The organism is Stenotrophomonas sp. 22DLJC03, assembly GCF_056861405.1.
In genome coordinates, this window is sequence record NZ_JBSPUG010000007.1 from 32,092 (window position 1) to 49,676 (window position 17,585).

Genomic DNA, 17,585 nt, shown 5'->3' on the forward strand with positions numbered 1-17,585 from the left:
CACAAGGGATAACGGCCGCAGGGCCGTGATCTTTAGGGATATTCTGCAGCAATTCAACGCGCCACGATTACGTCACCTGCGGCATCGACCGTGCCCTGCACGATCCGCCGCGAGGACAGGTTCTCTACCGAAACCCGTTCGTTCTCACCGGCATCACCCATCGCGCGGCCGGCAATGCGGACCTCGACCGAGCCGCGACGCGAAACCAGGGCCACATTGTCTCCACGCTTGATGAGACGCTGCACCACCAGATCGTTGTTCGACAGCAAGGCCCCGGCCTGCAACGGACGACGGGCAATGCGGCCGATCGCCGCATTGGGATCGGCCAGCACCGCACCGGCAATCCGGGCGGCATCACGCTGGGCAGTGGTGATATCGGCGGCAGTGAGGGTTTCTCCAGTGCCGATTCCACGGTTGAGCACCAGCACAGTCTGGTTGCGCCGCACCTTCACCGGTACGAACAGGCGCCAGCCTCCGGCGTCGGGGCAGCTGACCTCGACCGTGGTGTTGGCGGTCGGCTGCACCTGCAGCGCGCCACCACACCTGGGCAAGCGCAGCGCATCGGCCACCTGGGCCTCACCCTCGCTGCCGGCCGCCAGCGTCGACAACGCTGCCGCACGGATACTGGCCACCGGCTGCCAGTCGGCAGCGGCCGCCAACGGCGGGGCCAGCGCCAGCGCGATGGCCAATAGAGATGTGAGCCGGCGCATGGCGCCTCCTTATCGGTAAGACCTGGCCCAGGTGCGTGCAAGGGGTGTGCCAGAGCGGCGGGGCGTGTTGATCGGGACCGGGATGGGAATAGGGCCGGATGGGTAGAGTCGACTGTTAGTCGACTTTCGCGCGAAGCGCGGGGTTTCCCGCGATCGGCTCAAAGAGCAGTCGACCAACAGTCGACTCTACAAAAACGGTGCGGAGCGCGCGGTCGGCAGAGCGCCCTCAAGTTCTGCAGCCACCACGCCGATACAGCAGCCATGTCCCATGACCTGCTCAACCGGATCGACCAGCGGACCCGACTGGCCGGCCACAATCGCCTGGCGCTGCTGCTGTTCCGCCTCGGCGGACGTCAGCTTTTTGGCGTCAATGTCTTCAAGGTGCAGGAAGTCCTGCGCCGTCCGGAACTGTTCCAGGTGCCAGGCCTGCCCGGCCAGTTCGCTGGCGTGGCTGACGTGCGCGGCCGCTCGGTGCCGGTGCTGGACCTGGGCCTGGCGATCGGCCACCCCGAGCGCGAGCCGGATGCCGATACCGCGCCCGGCTACCTGGTCGTCACCGAATTCAACCGCTCGATCCAGGGCTTCCTGGTCAGCGGCGTGGAGCGCATCGTCAACATCGCGGTGGAAGACATCCACCCGCCGCCGGAACTGGGCGCCGAATCCAGCTACCTGACCGCGGTGACCCGCTTCCAGGGCGAGCTGATCCAGGTGATCGACGTCGAAAGCGTGCTGGCCGACATCGCCCAGGTGCGTGGTGAAGCCGTGCTCGACCCGGCGATGGCGATGCCGTCCGATGGCCCACAGTTGCAGGTACTGGTGGTGGACGACTCGCGCGTGGCCCGCCAGCAGATCCGCAGCGTACTGGACCAGCTGGGGGTGGGCGCCACCCTGCTCTCCGATGGCAAGCAGGCGCTCGACCACCTGCTTCAGATCCACGCCTCGGGCGAGAACCCTGCCGAGCGCTACGCCATGGTCATCTCGGACATCGAGATGCCGGCCATGGACGGCTACACGCTCACGACGGAAATCCGGCGCCACCCGGGCCTGGCCGGCCTGTACGTGCTGCTGCACACCTCGCTGTCGGGCGTATTCAACAATGCGATGGTCGAGCGCGTCGGTGCCAATGCCTTCGTCGCCAAGTACTCCCCGCACGAGCTCGCCGACTTCGTGCTGGATCGCCTGCGCAAGGTGGCGATGGCGGCGTAGGGCCGCCTCGATACGGTAGTGCCGGCCGCTGGCCGGCAACCCGTTGTGCCTGAGGTTGCCGGCCAGCGGCCGGCACTACCCCTCAGGTTTTGGCACACCGCTTGCAGCTTCCCGGGCAACGTTCCCGTGGGAGTGCACCGTGCGCAACCTGATTACCGACTACCTGGGCGTCCACGCCCAGGCCATGCCGTTGCGCGAACAGCGGATGAAGCTGATCGCCAGCAACCTCGGCAATGCCGACACTCCCGGCTACAAGGCCCAGGACCTGGACTTCGATGCCGCCCTGCGTCATGCCCAGGGGCAGGATGCCAACGGCCTGATGACCACCACCAACGAGCAGCACTACGAGATCAGTAGTGGCCTGAACCCGTTCCAGATCGCGCGCGAAGGCGTGCAGCCCAGCCTGGACGGCAACACCGTCGATCCCGATGCCGAGCGTGCCGCCTATGGCCGTGCCGCACTCGAGTACCGCGCTTCGCTCAGCTTCGTCGAGAGCAAGGTGCGTTCCATGCTGACCGCGATCACGGGGCAATAAGCGATGAGCAACCTGCCGATCTTCGACATCGCCGGCTCCGCGCTGCAGGCGCAGTCGGTGCGCATGAGCACCATCGCCTCCAACCTCTCCAACGCCGACACCGTGGCCGGTTCCGCCGACGCTGTGTACAAGCCGCTGGAGCCGATCTTCCAGGCCGTGACCAGCAAGAACGATCCGAACATCACGTCGGTGAAGGTCAAGGAAATCACCCAGAGCGAGGCGGCGCCGATCAAGCGCTATGAGCCGGGCCATCCGCTGGCCGACGGCGATGGCTACATCTACCAGCCCGACGTCGATCCGGTGGCACAGATGGTCAACCTGATCTCGACCTCGCGCAATTACCAGGCCGGCGTGGAGATGTTGACCACCGCCAAGGAACTGGCCCTGGCCACCCTGACCATGGGCCGCTGAGGCCCGCAGCACCGGATACCGCCATGACCACCGCCGTCAACAACCAGACCAACCAGGACGTCTACTCCGCGCTCGGCCTGAATGCCCCCAACAGCAACGCCACGAAAAAGAAGAACACGCTGGACCAGGCCGATTTCCTGCGCCTGATGACCGAGCAGCTGCAGCACCAGGATCCGCTGAAGCCGATGGACAACACGCAGATGGTCGCGCAGATGGCGCAGATGTCGACCGTACAGGGCATCACCGATCTGAACAAGACGGTCAAGGGCTTCCAGGAATCGATGGCCAGCGACCAGGTGCTGCGTGGCGCCGCGCTGGTCGGCCACCAGGTGCTGGTGCCTTCGGAAAAACTGGTGCTGGAAAAGGAAGGCACGGTGGAAGGCACCGTTGCAGCACCGGCGGCCGGCATCGTCACCGTGGACATCACCGACGCCAATGGCGCCAAGGTCACTTCGCTGAGCGTGGAAGCCAAGGCCGCCGGCGAAACCGCCTTCAAGTGGGATGGCAAGGATGCCAACGGCAAGCGCATGGAGCCGGGCAAATATTCCATCGTCGCCAACCACGTCGACACCGCCGGCAAGAGCACCAAGCTGTCCACCTTCGTGCAGGCGCCGGTGGAGAGCGTGACCGTCGGTTCCGACGGCCTGTACCTGAACCTCAAGGGCCTGGGCACGGCCCCGATCGACTACGTGCTCCGCGTCAGCTGAGCCACACACCCCGCACTTACCAGGAGCATCCCATGGGCTTCAATGTCTCGCTGTCCGGCATCAATGCCGCCAACTCCGACCTGAGCGTCACCGCCAACAACGTCGCCAACGTCAACACCACCGGCTTCAAGCAATCGCGCGCCGAGTTCGCTGACCTGTTCGCCTCCACCAGCTACGGCCTGTCGAAGAACCAGACCGGCTCGGGCGTGCGTGTTTCCAACGTGGCCCAACAATTCATCCAGGGCCACAACGAGCAGACCGGCCGCAGCCTGGACTTGGCGATCTCCGGTGAGGGCTTCTTCACCATGAACATGAACGGCTCGCGCGTGTACTCGCGTGCCGGCAACTTCCAGACCGATTCCGCCGGCTATGTGATCAACCCACAGGGCGCACGCCTGCAGGTGTTCGCGCCGAACGCCGATGGCACCAACTTCGATGCAGGCCGCCTGGTGGACCTGCAGCTGCTGACCACCGACAGCGCGCCGAAGCAGACCAGCGAAGTGAAGGTCGGTTTCACCCTGCCCGCCAACGCCAAGCAACCGACGGTCAATACCTTCGACCCAACCGACTCGAACAGCTACAACCACTCCAGCGGTGGCATCACCGTGTACGACTCGCTGGGCGTGAGCCACATCCAGGTGTCCTACTTCGTGAAGGGCGCCAACCCGAACGAATGGACGGTGCGCAACTACGTCGATGGCCAGCCGGCTGGCGCACCGACCCCGGTGACGTTCGACAACAGCGGCAAGCTGACCAATCCTGCCAACGGCAAGGTCAGCCTCGGCACCTTCACCCCGACCACCGGCGCGGGCCAGCTGAACATGACGCTGGATATCAGCGGCTCGACCCAGTACGGCGAGAAGTTCGCGCTGCGCAACACCCAGCAGGACGGCTATGCCGCTGGCAAGCTCAACGAGATCACCGTATCGGAAACCGGCGTGGTCTATGCCCGTTACTCCAACGGCGACGACAAGCCCCTCGGCCAGGTCGCACTGACCACGTTCAACAACACGCAGGGTCTGGAGCAGAAGGGCAACAACCTGTGGGTGGAGACGTTCGAGTCGGGCACTCCGCGCACCGGCATGCCGGACACCTCCAACCTCGGCAAGATCCAGGCCGGCTCGCTGGAAGCGTCAACCGTCGACCTCACCGAGCAGCTGGTCAACATGATCACCGCGCAGCGCAACTTCCAGGCCAACGCGCAGATGATCACCACCCAGGACCAGATCACCCAGACCGTCATCAACATCCGTTGATGACGCGCTGACCCTGCCACGGAACTCCCCGCATGGATAAAGCCCTTTACGTGGCGATGACCGGTGCCCGCGCCTCCCTGCAGGCGCAGGGTACGCTCAGCCACAATCTCGCCAACTCGGATACCCCTGGCTTCAAGGAAGCGCTGGCCAATACCGAAGCCTTCCCGATCCGTGGCCCGGGCTTTGCCTCGCGGGTGGATGCGCTGCATGTCGACGCCGGGTTCAACCGTACGCCCGGCTCGCAGCACATCACCGGCAAGCCGCTGGATCTGTCCCTGCAGACCGGCACCTGGCTGGCCGTGCAGTCCAGCGATGGCAGCGAAGCGTACACGCGCGGCGCGGCGCTGTCGGTGACACCCAACGGGCAGCTGGTGACCTCCAGCGGCCGCCCGGTGCTGGACGACAACAACAATCCGATCGCCATACCGCCCTACCAGGCGATGGAGATCGGTGCCGACGGCACAATCTCGATCATTCCGCAGGGCGAAGGCCCGCAGACCATGGCGCAGATCGGTCGCATCAAAGTGGTGCAGGCACCGGATGAGCGCCTCGAACGCGGCCTGGATGGCCTGTTCCGCAACACCGACCCGCTGCAGCCGTTCGCCCCGGCACAGGGCACGGCGGTGCACAGCGGCCAGCTGGAAGGCAGCAACGTCGATGCTGCCGGTGCACTGGTGCAGATGATCCAGCTGCAGCGCCAGTACGAAATGCAGGTGCAGGTGATCAAGCACGGCGACGAAAACGCACGCAGCGCCAACAGCCTGCTGCGCCTGGGCAGCTGACGGGATTCCGGCGCCGGTTGATGCCGGCGCTGGCACACCGCTTGCACACCCGATACCAAGGGCCGCACCACGCGGCCGGCTTCACCAGACAGGACAGCGAAGATGAACCAGGCATTGTGGATCGCAAAAACCGGACTGGATGCGCAGCAGATGCGCATGTCGGTGGTTTCCAACAACCTCGCCAACACCAACACCACCGGCTTCAAGCAGGACCGTGCCAGCTTCGAAGATCTGCTGTACCAGCAGGTGCGCCAGCCCGGCGGTTCCTCCTCGGCGCAGACCCAGCTGCCGACCGGTCTGCAGCTCGGCACCGGCGTGCGCGTGGTCGCCACCGCCAAGAACTTCGAACAGGGTGGCCAACAGCAGACCGGCCGCGCCCTGGACGTGATGGTCAACGGCCGCGGCTTCTTCGAAGTGCAGATGCCCGATGGCAGCTCGGCCTACACCCGTGACGGCTCGTTCAAGATCAACCAGGACAGCGAGCTGGTCACCAACAGCGGCTATCCGGTGCAGCCGGGCATCCAGATTCCCGAAGGCGCGCAGTCGGTCACCATCGGTACCGACGGCACCATCAGCGTGAAGATGGCCGATGGTGCCGCTTCGGTGGAAGTGGGCGCGCTGACGCTGACCGACTTCGTCAATCCGGCCGGCCTGCAGGCCCGCGGCGAGAACCTGTTCCTGGAGACCACCGCTTCTGGTCCGGCACAGAACGGCAATCCCGGCCTCAATGGCCTGGGCACCGTGGTGCAGGGTGCGCTGGAAGGCAGCAACGTCAATGTGGTGGAAGAGCTGGTGTCGATGATCGAAACCCAGCGCGCCTACGAAATGAACGCCAAGGCGATCTCCACCACCGATTCGATGCTCGGCTATCTCAACAACAAGCTCTGACCGGCCCAACCGGGAAACCGCCATGTCGCCCCTTTCCAACTTCGCCCGTACCGCCCTCGCCTGCGCCGTGGCCGCCCTGCTCGGTGGCTGCGTGATCGCGGGCGACGTGCGCCCCTACCCGACGATGGCACCGATCCAGCCGATCATGCCGCCGCAGGCCCAGCCGACCGCTGGCGCGATCTACGCCGCTGGCCCGACCCTGCAGCTGTACTCGGACCGTCGCGCACGCGACGTAGGTGACCTGCTGACGATCAGCCTGCTGGAAAACACCACCGCGCAGACCAGTGCCAACACCGCCACCAACAAGGAATCGAACCTGAGCCTGGGCACACCGTCCATCTTCGGCGCACCGGTCACCCTGGGCGGCAAGGACATTCTGAGCGCCTCGGCCAAGGGTGCACGTGACTTCACCGGCAAGGGCAACAGCGCGCAGAGCAACCGCCTGCAGGGCAACGTCACGGTCACCGTGATCCAGCGCCTGCCCAACGGCAACCTGGTGGTGCAGGGACAGAAGAACCTGCGCCTGAACCAGGGCGATGAACTGGTGCAGGTGCAGGGCATCGTCCGTCCCGGCGACATCAGCCAGGACAACACCATTCCTTCCAGCCGCGTGGCCGAAGCCCGCATCGTCTACGGCGGTCGCGGCCCGGTTGCGCAGTCCAACGCGATGGGCTGGCTGAGCCGCTTCTTCAACTCCGGCCTGACGCCGTTCTGAGTATGGCCATGAATTCCTTCTTCTCTTCTTCCTGGCAGCGCCGCGCGGCGTCGATCGTCGCGCTGATGCTGCTGATCGTGGCAGCCCCCGCCAGTGCCGAGCGCATCAAGGACCTGGCCCAGGTCGGCGGCGTGCGCGGCAATGCGCTGGTCGGCTACGGCCTGGTGGTCGGCCTGGATGGCAGCGGCGACCGCACCAGCCAGGCGCCCTTCACCGTGCAGAGCCTGAAGAACCTGCTCGGCGAGCTGGGTGTCAACGTGCCGGCCAATGTCAACCCGCAGCTGAAGAACGTGGCCGCCGTGGCGATCCATGCCGAACTGCCGCCGTTCGCCAAGCCGGGCCAGCCGATCGACATCACCGTGTCCTCGATCGGCAACGCGGTGTCGCTGCGCGGCGGCTCGCTGCTGATGGCGCCGTTGCGCGGCGCCGATGGCCAGATCTACGCCATCGCCCAGGGCAACCTGATCGTCGGCGGCTTCGGCGCACAGGGCAAGGACGGCTCCCGCGTCTCGGTGAACGTGCCGAGCGTCGGCCGCATTCCCAATGGCGCCACCGTTGAACGCGCCCTGCCCGATCCGCTGGCCAATGGCGGCGACATCACCCTGAACCTGCACAACAACGATTTCACTACGGTCTCGCGCATGGTTGCCGCGCTCAACAACGCCTTCGGCGAAGGTGCGGCGCGTGCGGTCGATGGCGTGACCGTGGCGGTCACCGCGCCGACCGACCCAGGCGCGCGCATCGGCCTGCTGGCACGCATCGAGAACCTGGAACTGACCCCCGGCAGCGCCCCGGCCAAGGTGGTGGTCAATTCGCGTACCGGCACCGTGGTCATCGGCCAGCAGGTGCGCGTGGGACCGGCTGCGATCTCGCATGGTTCGCTGACCGTGACCATCCAGGAAAACACCAACGTCAGCCAGCCCAATGCGCTGTCCGGCGGCCGCACCGTGGCCAGCCCGCAGTCGACCATCACCGCCACCAACGACGGCAGCCGCATGTTCAAGTTCAGCGGCGGCACCACCCTGGACGAGATCGTGCACGCGGTGAACGCCGTGGGCGCGGCACCGGGCGATCTCATCGCGATCCTGGAAGCCCTGAAGCAGGCCGGCGCACTGAGTGCCGAGCTCGAGGTGATCTGATATGCGTATCAATCCCGCATTCGATCTGCACCCGGCGCAACAGAACGATCCGGCCAAGATCGACAAGGTCGCGCGCCAGCTGGAAGGCCAGTTCGCGCAGATGCTGGTCAAGAGCATGCGTGACGCCAGCTTCGGCGACTCGCTGTTCCCCGGCGAAAACAAGATGTTCCGCGAGATGTACGACCAGAAGATTGCCGAGGCGATGACCCGCGGCAAGGGCCTGGGCCTGTCGGGCATGATCAGCCGGCAGCTGTCCGGCCAGGCCGCCGACGGCCCCGCGCTGGATACCCGCGTGGACCCGGCCAAGGCCAGTCGTGCCTACCAGCTCAATGCACCGGCCAAGCCGGCACCGTCGCTGCCACTGGAAGATGGCAGCCAGGCCGTGCGCCTGCTGCAGCAGATGGCCGCCGGTGCACAGCACGGTGCACAGGCGGCAGTCGCACCGATGGAACAGGCCCTGGACCTGATCGCCGGGCGCGAAAGCAGCAGCATGCATCGCTCGCTGGGCACCGACGATCCGTACATCGGCAGCCTGCAGGGCGAGGACTGGGCCGCCAACAGCGACCAGTGGTCGGCCACCGCCAGCAATCGCGGCACCGCCGTCAACCCGGCCGATGCGATGGCGACCCGCACCGCCGTCGCCCAGCTGGGCGAGCACACCCCGGAAGGCTTCGTTGCCAGCATCTGGCAGCACGCGCAGAGTGCAGCCAAGGAACTGGGCGTGGATGCCCGCGCCCTGGTCGCCCAGGCGGCGCTGGAAACCGGCTGGGGCAAGCGCCATATCAAGCACGCCGATGGCAGCACTTCGCACAACCTGTTCGGCATCAAGGCCAATGGCTGGAACGGCCAGCACGCCGTGGCCGGCACCCATGAATATGTGGATGGCGTGCGCCGCAACGAGACCGCCAGCTTCCGTGCCTACAGTTCGCCGGCCGAAAGCTTCGCCGACTACGTGCGCCTGCTGAAGACCAGCCCGCGTTACCAGCAGGCCCTGCAGGCCGGCACCGACGTGCAGGGCTTCGCCCGCGGCCTGCAGCGCGCCGGCTACGCCACCGATCCGCGCTATGCGGCCAAGATCGCCGCGATCGCCGGCGGACCGACCATCGAGCGCGCCGTCAGCGCCGTCGCCGATGCCGGCTCGCGCCTTGGCCAGACCTTCGCCAGCACCGCAACCGCGGCGCTGGGTATCACTCGTCGTTGAGGAACCCCATGTCCAGCGTACTTTCCACCGGTACTGGTGCCCTGCTCGCCTTCCAGCGTGCGTTGGCGACCACCAGCCACAACGTCGCCAACATCAACACCCCTGGCTACAGCCGGCAGAAGGTCGACTTCGCCACGTCTGATCCGCAGAACTACGGCTTTGGGGACGTTGGCAGCGGCACCCGCATCACCGATATCCGCCGTGCTGCCGACCAGCTGGCCATCTCGCGCCTGCTCGACAGCAGTGGCGAGCTGGCACGCCTGAAGCAGCTTTCGGGCATGGCCGACCGGGTGAATGCCCTTTTCTCGGACCCGGCCACGAATGTCGCCGGCTCCTGGTCCAACTTCTTCGACGCCGTCAGTGGCCTTTCGTCCAACGCGGCCGGCACGGCCGACCGGCAGAGCCTGCTCGATGGCGGCAAGGCCCTGGCGAGCCGCTTCGTGCAGCTCAACACGCAGATGAACAACCTGAGCAGCGAGGTCAACAACGGGCTCATTGCCGGCGCCACGGAAGTCAATCGCCTGGCGCAGGAGATTGCGCAGATCAACGGCGCCATTGGCAGCAACGTGGCCAACGCGGCGCCGGACCTGCTCGATCGTCGCGACCAGCTGATCTCGCAGCTGATCGGTTACACCGGTGGCACTGCCGTCGTCCAGGATGGCGGCGTGATGAACGTCTATACCGCAGGCGGCAATGCGCTGGTGGTGGGCACGACCGCGTCCAAGGTCACTACGGTGACCGATCCATACCAGCCCGAACGCCTGCAACTGGCGCTGGAAACCCAGGGCAACACGATCACGCTCGATCCCAAGGCAGTGGGCGGAAAGATCGGCGGCATGCTCGAGTTCCGCGATACCGTGCTGACACCGGCCCAGGCCGAACTGGGCAAGCTCGCCGTTGGCCTGGCCGAGAGCTTCAACCAGGCGCACCACCAGGGCGTGGACCTGTACGGCAAGATGGGCGGCGACTTCTTCACCATCGGCAACCCACGCGTCACGCCCAACGCGAGCAATACCGGTACCGGCAGCCTCACTGCGACCTACGGCGACCTGTCCAAGCTGGAGGCACAGAACATCGTCCTCAAGTTCGACGGCACCCAGTGGCAGGCCACCCGCGCCGACACTGGCGCCACCGTTGCATTGGCCGGTACCGGCACCGCCGCCGATCCGCTGGTGATCAATGGCGTCAGGCTGGTGGTCGGCGGCACCCCGGCCACCAACGACCGTTTCCTCCTGCAGCCGACCGCGGGCGTCGCCGGAAGCCTGGAAACCGCCATCACCGATCCCTCCCGCATCGCCGCAGCGGCAGCGGTCAAGGGTACGGCTGCACTGGCCAACACCGGCACCGGGAAGCTGACCGGCGTCACCGTCAACGACGTATCCAATCCGAACCTGCGCGACCCTGCCGCAATCGTGTTCACGTCGGCGACCACCTACACCATCAACGGTGGGCCGCCGCAGACCTACACGCCGGGCCAGACCGTCAGCGCCAATGGCTGGAGCTTCGTGCTGGACGGCGCACCGAAGGTCGGCGACACCTTCAATATCAGCCCTACTCCGGCAGGCTCGTCGGACAACAGCAACGCGGCAAAGCTGGCCAAGGTCGAGGACGCCAAGGCGTTCAACGGCGGCACCGTCACCCTCAACGGTGCGCTGGGGGGGTTGACCACGCAGGTCGGCGCGGCGGCACGTTCGGCCGAGTACTCGCTGGACGCGCAGCAGGTCATCACAGACAAGGCGCAGGCAGCCCGCGACGAGATCTCCGGCGTCAACCTGGATGAGGAAGCAGCCGACATGCTGCGGTTGCAGCAGGCCTATCAGGCCGCCTCACAGCTGATCTCCACCGCCGACAACATGTTCCAGACCATCCTGGGAGCCGTCCGTCGATGAGCAGCCGAATTTCCACCGGGATGATGTTCAACCAGTCCGTGTCGCTGATGCTCGCCAAGCAGTCGAAAATCAGCCACCTCGAGCAGCAGATCGCGACTGGCAGCAAGATCACCTCCGCCAAGGACGACCCGGTCGCTGCAGGTACGGCCGTTGGCCTGGACCGTGTCGTGGCCGGGCTCGAGCAGCTCGGCAAGAACGCCAACAGCGTGCAGAACCGCCTGGGCCTGCAGGAGAACGCCTTGGCTCAGGTCAATGAGCTCATGTCGCGCGCCGTGGAATTGAGTATCCAGGCCAACAGCCCGGTGCCCAAGGCCAGTGACCTCAAGGCCATCGTCAGCGAGCTGAAGACCATCCAGGAAAGCCTGCTGTCGCTGGCCAATTCCCGGGATGGCAGCGGACGCTATCTGTTCGGCGGCAGCAACGACGCTGACGCCCCGTTCCAGCGGAGCGGCGGCACCGTGACCTACAGCGGTGACCAGAACCAGCGGCAGGTGGAGGTGGCACCGGGCCAACTGGTCTCCGACGCCCTGCCCGGTAGCGAGATCTTCATGCGCATCCCCACCGGCGATGGCCGTGTGGATGCCAGCGCGGCCGCCGGCAATACCGGAAGTGGCCTGTTGACTTCTGTCAGCCGTGACGGCAGCGGCAGTTGGGCCGGCGGCACGCTCAATGTCCGCTTCACCGGCACTGCCGAAGGTGCCTATGAGGTGGTTGATGGCACCGGCACGGTGGTCGGCAGCGGAACCCACAAACCCGGCGAGGACATTGTCGTTGGCGGCGTGCGCATGCGCATCGAGGGCAAGCCAGCCGCCGGTGATCAGTTCAACGTCAGCGACGCGGGTAGCCGCGACATCTTCTCCACCCTGGACAAACTGGTCGCCGCACTGGAAACCGACCCGTCCACCGAAAGCCAGCGCACGGCGCTGCAGAACACGCTGCAGTCCAGCATCCGCGACCTCAACAGGGCCTCGGAAACGATGATCGACGCCCGCGCCAAGGGCGGCGCCCAGCTGGCCGCCATCGATACCGCGGCCAGCGCCCGCGAAGCCACAGCCGTCACCGTCAAGAGCACGCTCTCGACGATGCGCGACCTCGATTACGCCGATGCCATCGGCCAATACAAGCTGGAGACCGCCGCCCTTCAAGCCGCCCAGACGATCTTCAGCCAGATGCAGGCGATGTCCCTGTTCAACAAGATCCGCTAGTCCCTTTCCCCGTTCCATCCGTCTTCCAGCACGGCGCGTCCCGCGCCTTCCACACCGAAACAACCGAGCAACCACGGAGAAGCACCATGGCACAGATCATCAACACCAACACCATGTCGCTGAACGCTCAGCGCAACCTGTCCACCAGCAGCAGCTCGCTGGCCACCTCGATCCAGCGCCTGTCATCGGGCATGCGCATCAACAGTGCCAAGGACGACGCCGCCGGTCTGGCGATCTCCGAGCGTTTCACCACCCAGATCCGTGGCATCAACCAGGCCGCGCGCAACGCCAACGACGGCATCTCGCTGGCGCAGACCGCTGAAGGCGCACTGGGCGAAGTCGGCAACAACCTGCAGCGCATCCGCGAACTGGCCGTTCAGGCTCGCAGTGCAACCAACTCGGCCTCGGACCGCCAGGCGCTGAACGCCGAAGTGCAGCTGCTGAAGCAGGAAATCCAGCGTGTTGCCGAGCAGACCAACTTCAACGGCACCAGCCTGCTGGACGGCAGCTTCACCAACCAGGCCTTCCAGATCGGCGCCGACCAGGGCCAGACCATCAACATCTCGCAGATCACCAATGCGAATGTGCACAAGCTGGGCGACTGGACCAGTGCCTCGACCCCGGCAAGTGTGGCAGGCAAGACTGCGACCGGTGGCGCCGAGGCTGCGATTCCGACGACCTCGGGAACCTCCGGCATCTTCAATGATGTCGCGGCCGCTGCTCCTGCTTTCAGCTTCTCAGTAGGCGGCATTTCGATCCATACCGCTGCTGCTGGCGCCAATGTCACCGCCGCTGACATTACCGCAGCACTGGCCAGCAAGTCCGATGCATTGGCCGCCGCCGGCATCACCATGAGTGGCACCGTCGCTGCCGGCACCTTGGCGTTCTCGCGCGCCGACGGCAATGACCTGCCGATCACCGTCACCGGTGCCGGTGCCGGTGAGGGCTTCGCCACTGGCGCCTTTGTCGCCAACCATCAGAACGGCACGCCGGCAATTGCTGCTGATTTCCCCGCCATCACTGCCGGTCAGCTGACGCTGACCAAGGCCGATGGCAGTGGCGTGGTCGACATCAACGTGGGTGCGGCAAAGAACGCCTCGGAACGCAATACGTTGCTGGTGAACGCCATCAACGCCAAGACCCACGAAACCGGCGTCACCGCATCGCTGATCGACGGGAAGGTGCAGCTGGAAAACAAGGAAGGCAACTTCACCATTGGTGGCTCGCTGAGCGCCACCGCGCTGGCCAATGCCACTGGCCTGACGGCAGGCAGCAGCGCCACCAATGGCACGGCATTCACCGCAGGTACGGCCCAGACGGGCTTTGCAGAACTGGATATCTCCAACCAGGCCAACGCCGACAACGCCATCCTCGCCATGGATGCGGCGCTGCAGTCCGTCAATTCGGCCCGCGCCGACCTCGGCGCGATCCAGAACCGTTTCACCTCGACCATCGCCAATCTGAACACCAATTCGGAGAACCTGTCCGCCGCACGCAGCCGCATCCGCGACGTTGACTACGCACAGGAAACCGCCGAACTGACCCGCGGGCAGATCCTGCAGCAGGCCGGCACGGCCATGCTGGCCCAGGCCAACCAGGTGCCGCAGAACGTACTGCGCCTGCTGCAGTCGTAATTCCTGCACCACTCGAGCTGGAGCCGGGCCCCGCCATGCAGATGGCGGGGCCTTTTCGTTTGACCAGAGAAAAAAGGATCGAAACTCCGCTAAAGGCCGGAGGGGTAGTGCCGTTATTGATTTCAGCAGCGGTAGCACACCCCTTGGGGGGAAGCCAGCCACTGCCCCCCGAAACCGGTCAGGCTGCTCTGCCGGACACACTGCCTACAAGGAAACCGCACCATGGCACAAGTCATCAACACCAACACCATGTCGCTGAACGCCCAGCGCAACCTGGGCACCAGCGGCGCCAACCTGGCCACCACCATTCAGCGCCTGTCCTCGGGCATGCGCATCAACAGCGCCAAGGACGATGCCGCCGGCCTGGCGATCTCCGAGCGCTTCACCACCCAGATCCGCGGCGCCAACCAGGCCGCCCGCAACGCAAATGACGGCATCTCGCTGGCCCAGACCGCCGAAGGCGCACTGGGTGAGATCGGCAACAACCTGCAGCGCGTCCGCGAGCTGGCCGTGCAGTCGCGCAGCGCCACCAACTCCGATTCCGACCGTCAGGCCCTGAACGCCGAAGTGCAGCTCCTGAAGCAGGAAATCCAGCGCGTCGCCGAACAGACCAACTTCAACGGCACCAACCTGCTGGACGGCACCTTCACCAACCAGGCCTTCCAGATCGGCGCCAACCAGGGCCAGACGATCAACATCTCGCAGGTTGCCAACGCCAACATCAGCAAGCTGGGTAACTGGACCAGCGCAACGAATGACGCATCGTCCACGGGCGTCGTTGCAAACGGTGGCGCGAAGGGGCCGACGGCGACCAATACCACCGCTTCGGGTGCCTTCACGACCGTTGCCGCCGGCACTGCCTACTCGCTGAGCGTCAATGGCATTTCGATCGTCAATCAGGCAGCAGGTGGTGGCACCGCTGTAGACGCTGCGGCGATTGATACTGCTCTGAGCGACTCCACGCTCACCAAGAAGCTGGCAGATGCAGGCATCACGTTCACCGGCAAGGCTGCCGACTCCGACCTGGTCTTCACCAAGGCCGATGGCACGGATATCACGGTTGCCCAGAGCGCAACAGGCGGATTCGGCGCTGCCTTTGCCGCCACCCACAATGCAGGCACCGAAGCCGTTGCTGCCTCGTTTGGAAAGACCAGCTTCACCATCGCCGGTACCATTGATGGCAAGCTTGGTTCGGCTGTCACCATTGATCTGGAAAGCGCCAAGACCGCTGGCGACCGCGCAACGCAGCTGGTGAACGCCGTCAATGCGAAGACTCATGAGACTGGCGTGAGTGCAGCCCTGGTTGAGGGTAAGGTGCAGCTGACCGGCAAGGAAGGCAACTTCACTGTCGCGTCTTCTACCAATGATGCTGCAGGCAACACCGCGCTGCTTGAGGCAACCGGCCTGACCACTGGCACCACCGCAAACTACTCCGCTGGCGGCGCCAAGACCGGCTTTGCCGATCTGGACATCTCGTCGAAGGGCGGTGCCGACAACGCCATCCTGGCGATGGACGCGGCCCTGAACTCGATCAACTCCGCCCGCGCCGACCTGGGTGCGATCCAGAACCGCTTCACCTCGGTGGTTGCGAACCTGAACACCTCGTCGGAAAACATGTCGGCTGCCCGCAGCCGCATCCGCGACGTGGACTACGCTTCGGAAACCGCCGAGCTGACCCGCAACCAGATCCTGCAGCAGGCCGGTACCGCCATGCTGGCCCAGGCCAACCAGTCCAGCCAGAACGTGCTGAGCCTGCTGCGCTGATCCAGCGGTAGTACAAGGCAATAACGGGAAGGGGGCGCAAGCCCCCTTCTTCGTGCCCGGTGGCGGATTGGCATGGGCCTTGCAGAAGGCTGGAGAGCGTTTCCACGCTCAAGCTCGCCCCTCCCAGGCCGATAGCAGGTGCAGGACACCCGCCCGGCCCGTCCAAGATAAAGGATTCCCCTCATGGCCATCGGCACGATTGGTTCCGGCCTCGACATTCCCAGCCTGGTTGCACAGCTGACCGCCAAGGAACGCGAGCCCCGCGAAAAGCAGATCAACTCGGCGGGTGTTGCCGCCAGCGCCAAGCTTTCGGCGCTTGGCACCATCAAAAGCGGAATGACAGGTCTGCAGAGCGCGCTGAAGACCCTGGTCAAGGGTGTGGCCACCCCCGGCCTGAAAGTCAGCACGCCGACCGAGTCGAACTTCACTGCAACCCTGGACACCAGCACGACCGCCGGCAAGGCCGCTGCGGGCAGCCACCAGGTGGAAGTCAAATCCCTGGCACAGAACCAGAAGCTCAGCTCCAAGGCGTATACAAAGGACGCCGTGGTTGGCGACGGAACGCTGACGATCGCATACGGCGACAAGTCCATCAGCGTGAACATCGAACCCGGCGCGACGATGGAGAAGATCGCAGCCGAGATCAATTCCGCCGCCGAGAGCAAGGGCGTCACCGCGGCCGTGGTAACCGCAGACGATGGCATGCACCTGGTATTGACCGCCGTTGATTCCGGCAGCAAGGGCGCGTTGAAGGTCAGCGCCAGTGGCGGCAATGGCGGACTCTCCGAGCTGGCCTATGACGGCACATCCGCATCGAAGATGACCGAGATGGTGCCCGCCAAGGATGCGGTGGTGGTGGTGGATGGTTTCACCCGCACCAGCAGCTCCAACACGATCACCGACCTGGTACCCGGTATCAGCCTCACCCTGACCAAGGCGAAGGAAGGCGAGACGCAGACGCTGACCGTCACTCCGGACAACAGCACGCTGAAGACCAATCTCACGGCCTTCATCACCGCCTACAACGGCATCCAGACCACGTTGAAGAATTCCAGCGCTTACAACGCTGAGACGCGCACGGCCTCGACCATGACCGGCGATGCCATGGTCCGTGGCCTGCAGCAGCAGCTGCGCGCCCAGCTGAGCGCGAACGTCAACGACCTCAAGGATCTGGGCATCACCATTGCCGCCGACGGCAGCATGAGCCTTGATGGCGCCAAGCTCGACACCGCGCTGGCGAAGAACCCGGAGGCCGCCACCAAGCTGTTCGGTGCAGAGGGCGCGCTGGGAAAGCCGATGACCGAACTGCTGAAGAGCAGCCTGGACGCGACCACCGGCACGATCACCCAGCGTACGGCGACCTTGAACAAGCAGATCAAGGCACTGGAAAAGCAGCTGGACGAGCTGGACAAGAACATGGAAAAGGTGGCCGACCGCTACACCAAGCAGTTCACCGCGATGGAAAAGATGGTCACGCAGATGCAATCGGCCGGCGGCTCGCTCATCCAGCAGCTCGGCAACTGATTTCCAGGCATTTTTCCGG

The 17,585-nt window shown here is 65.2% G+C and carries 16 protein-coding genes and 2 pseudogenes; 17 read left to right on the forward strand and 1 reads right to left on the reverse strand.

The genetic code is table 11. From position 1 onward, the window contains the following. Positions 1–53 precede the first annotated feature (53 nt). Positions 54–710: a flagellar basal body P-ring formation chaperone FlgA gene (gene flgA, locus AC13GA_RS18785; protein WP_046982898.1), complete on the reverse strand. Its 657-nt coding sequence runs from the start codon at positions 708–710 to the stop codon at positions 54–56. 261 nt (positions 711–971) lie between these two features. Between flgA and AC13GA_RS18790 the strand changes: the two genes are divergently transcribed. From AC13GA_RS18790 to fliD, 17 genes and pseudogenes are all read left to right on the forward strand, one after another. Continuing rightward, positions 972–1,916, forward strand: a complete 945-nt coding sequence (locus tag AC13GA_RS18790; RefSeq protein WP_428709865.1) for a chemotaxis protein — start codon at positions 972–974, stop codon at positions 1,914–1,916. A gap of 139 nt (positions 1,917–2,055) precedes the next feature. Next, a complete protein-coding gene (flgB, locus tag AC13GA_RS18795) occupies positions 2,056–2,451 on the forward strand; it encodes a flagellar basal body rod protein FlgB (protein WP_006366156.1) in 396 nt (131 codons plus the stop codon). A 3-nt stretch (positions 2,452–2,454) separates the two neighbouring features. Further along, complete coding sequence (gene flgC, locus AC13GA_RS18800) at positions 2,455–2,862, forward strand: flagellar basal body rod protein FlgC (RefSeq protein ID WP_010485892.1); 408 nt, start codon at positions 2,455–2,457, stop codon at positions 2,860–2,862. 23 nt (positions 2,863–2,885) lie between these two features. Next, on the forward strand, positions 2,886–3,569 hold the full coding sequence (locus AC13GA_RS18805; RefSeq protein ID WP_006366154.1) for a flagellar hook assembly protein FlgD: 684 nt from the start codon (positions 2,886–2,888) through the stop codon (positions 3,567–3,569). Between the two features lie 32 nt (positions 3,570–3,601). Next, positions 3,602–4,825: a flagellar hook protein FlgE gene (gene flgE, locus AC13GA_RS18810; RefSeq protein ID WP_482998753.1), complete on the forward strand. Its 1,224-nt coding sequence runs from the start codon at positions 3,602–3,604 to the stop codon at positions 4,823–4,825. Between the two features lie 32 nt (positions 4,826–4,857). After that, positions 4,858–5,607, forward strand: coding sequence for a flagellar basal body rod protein FlgF (locus tag AC13GA_RS18815; protein ID WP_136638990.1), 750 nt, complete (start codon positions 4,858–4,860; stop codon positions 5,605–5,607). Between the two features lie 102 nt (positions 5,608–5,709). Next, the gene (gene flgG / locus AC13GA_RS18820; protein ID WP_005409571.1) at positions 5,710–6,495 is read left to right on the forward strand and encodes a flagellar basal-body rod protein FlgG; all 786 of its coding nucleotides are present in this window, start codon (positions 5,710–5,712) and stop codon (positions 6,493–6,495) included. A gap of 22 nt (positions 6,496–6,517) precedes the next feature. Then, entirely contained in the window at positions 6,518–7,210 is a 693-nt protein-coding gene (flgH, locus tag AC13GA_RS18825) for a flagellar basal body L-ring protein FlgH (protein WP_012510987.1), read from the forward strand. A gap of 2 nt (positions 7,211–7,212) precedes the next feature. Continuing rightward, the gene (locus AC13GA_RS18830; protein ID WP_482998754.1) at positions 7,213–8,349 is read left to right on the forward strand and encodes a flagellar basal body P-ring protein FlgI; all 1,137 of its coding nucleotides are present in this window, start codon (positions 7,213–7,215) and stop codon (positions 8,347–8,349) included. A 1-nt stretch (position 8,350) separates the two neighbouring features. Continuing rightward, on the forward strand, positions 8,351–9,550 hold the full coding sequence (flgJ, locus tag AC13GA_RS18835) for a flagellar assembly peptidoglycan hydrolase FlgJ (RefSeq protein ID WP_482998755.1): 1,200 nt from the start codon (positions 8,351–8,353) through the stop codon (positions 9,548–9,550). A gap of 8 nt (positions 9,551–9,558) precedes the next feature. Then, the gene (gene flgK / locus AC13GA_RS18840) at positions 9,559–11,439 is read left to right on the forward strand and encodes a flagellar hook-associated protein FlgK (protein WP_482998756.1); all 1,881 of its coding nucleotides are present in this window, start codon (positions 9,559–9,561) and stop codon (positions 11,437–11,439) included. Next, the gene (flgL, locus tag AC13GA_RS18845) at positions 11,436–12,644 is read left to right on the forward strand and encodes a flagellar hook-associated protein FlgL (protein ID WP_049398114.1); all 1,209 of its coding nucleotides are present in this window, start codon (positions 11,436–11,438) and stop codon (positions 12,642–12,644) included. Before flgK ends, flgL begins: the two co-directional genes overlap by 4 nt. A gap of 86 nt (positions 12,645–12,730) precedes the next feature. After that, positions 12,731–13,462 (forward strand): annotated as a pseudogene (locus AC13GA_RS18850) (flagellin N-terminal helical domain-containing protein); the annotation flags it as partial. 558 nt (positions 13,463–14,020) lie between these two features. Then, positions 14,021–14,278, forward strand: a complete 258-nt coding sequence (locus AC13GA_RS18855; RefSeq protein WP_253900926.1) for a flagellin — start codon at positions 14,021–14,023, stop codon at positions 14,276–14,278. A 222-nt stretch (positions 14,279–14,500) separates the two neighbouring features. After that, positions 14,501–15,166: pseudogene (locus AC13GA_RS18860) on the forward strand (flagellin N-terminal helical domain-containing protein); the annotation flags it as partial. A gap of 621 nt (positions 15,167–15,787) precedes the next feature. After that, positions 15,788–16,042 (forward strand): flagellin, encoded by a 255-nt coding sequence (locus AC13GA_RS18865; RefSeq protein ID WP_279912832.1) that lies wholly within the window; start codon positions 15,788–15,790, stop codon positions 16,040–16,042. A 183-nt stretch (positions 16,043–16,225) separates the two neighbouring features. After that, complete coding sequence (gene fliD / locus AC13GA_RS18870) at positions 16,226–17,566, forward strand: flagellar filament capping protein FliD (RefSeq protein ID WP_049421909.1); 1,341 nt, start codon at positions 16,226–16,228, stop codon at positions 17,564–17,566. The last annotated feature ends 19 nt before the right edge of the window (positions 17,567–17,585 follow it).

Coding starts and splice junctions, on each gene's coding strand:
- flgA (WP_046982898.1), bottom strand. CDS start 710: ATGCGCCGGCTCACATCTCTATTGGCCATCGCGCTGGCGCTGGCCCCG.
- AC13GA_RS18790 (WP_428709865.1), top strand. CDS start 972: ATGTCCCATGACCTGCTCAACCGGATCGACCAGCGGACCCGACTGGCC.
- flgC (WP_010485892.1), top strand. CDS start 2,455: ATGAGCAACCTGCCGATCTTCGACATCGCCGGCTCCGCGCTGCAGGCG.
- AC13GA_RS18805 (WP_006366154.1), top strand. CDS start 2,886: ATGACCACCGCCGTCAACAACCAGACCAACCAGGACGTCTACTCCGCG.
- flgE (WP_482998753.1), top strand. CDS start 3,602: ATGGGCTTCAATGTCTCGCTGTCCGGCATCAATGCCGCCAACTCCGAC.
- AC13GA_RS18815 (WP_136638990.1), top strand. CDS start 4,858: ATGGATAAAGCCCTTTACGTGGCGATGACCGGTGCCCGCGCCTCCCTG.
- flgG (WP_005409571.1), top strand. CDS start 5,710: ATGAACCAGGCATTGTGGATCGCAAAAACCGGACTGGATGCGCAGCAG.
- flgH (WP_012510987.1), top strand. CDS start 6,518: ATGTCGCCCCTTTCCAACTTCGCCCGTACCGCCCTCGCCTGCGCCGTG.
- AC13GA_RS18830 (WP_482998754.1), top strand. CDS start 7,213: ATGGCCATGAATTCCTTCTTCTCTTCTTCCTGGCAGCGCCGCGCGGCG.
- flgJ (WP_482998755.1), top strand. CDS start 8,351: ATGCGTATCAATCCCGCATTCGATCTGCACCCGGCGCAACAGAACGAT.
- flgK (WP_482998756.1), top strand. CDS start 9,559: ATGTCCAGCGTACTTTCCACCGGTACTGGTGCCCTGCTCGCCTTCCAG.
- flgL (WP_049398114.1), top strand. CDS start 11,436: ATGAGCAGCCGAATTTCCACCGGGATGATGTTCAACCAGTCCGTGTCG.
- AC13GA_RS18855 (WP_253900926.1), top strand. CDS start 14,021: ATGGATGCGGCGCTGCAGTCCGTCAATTCGGCCCGCGCCGACCTCGGC.
- AC13GA_RS18865 (WP_279912832.1), top strand. CDS start 15,788: ATGGACGCGGCCCTGAACTCGATCAACTCCGCCCGCGCCGACCTGGGT.
- fliD (WP_049421909.1), top strand. CDS start 16,226: ATGGCCATCGGCACGATTGGTTCCGGCCTCGACATTCCCAGCCTGGTT.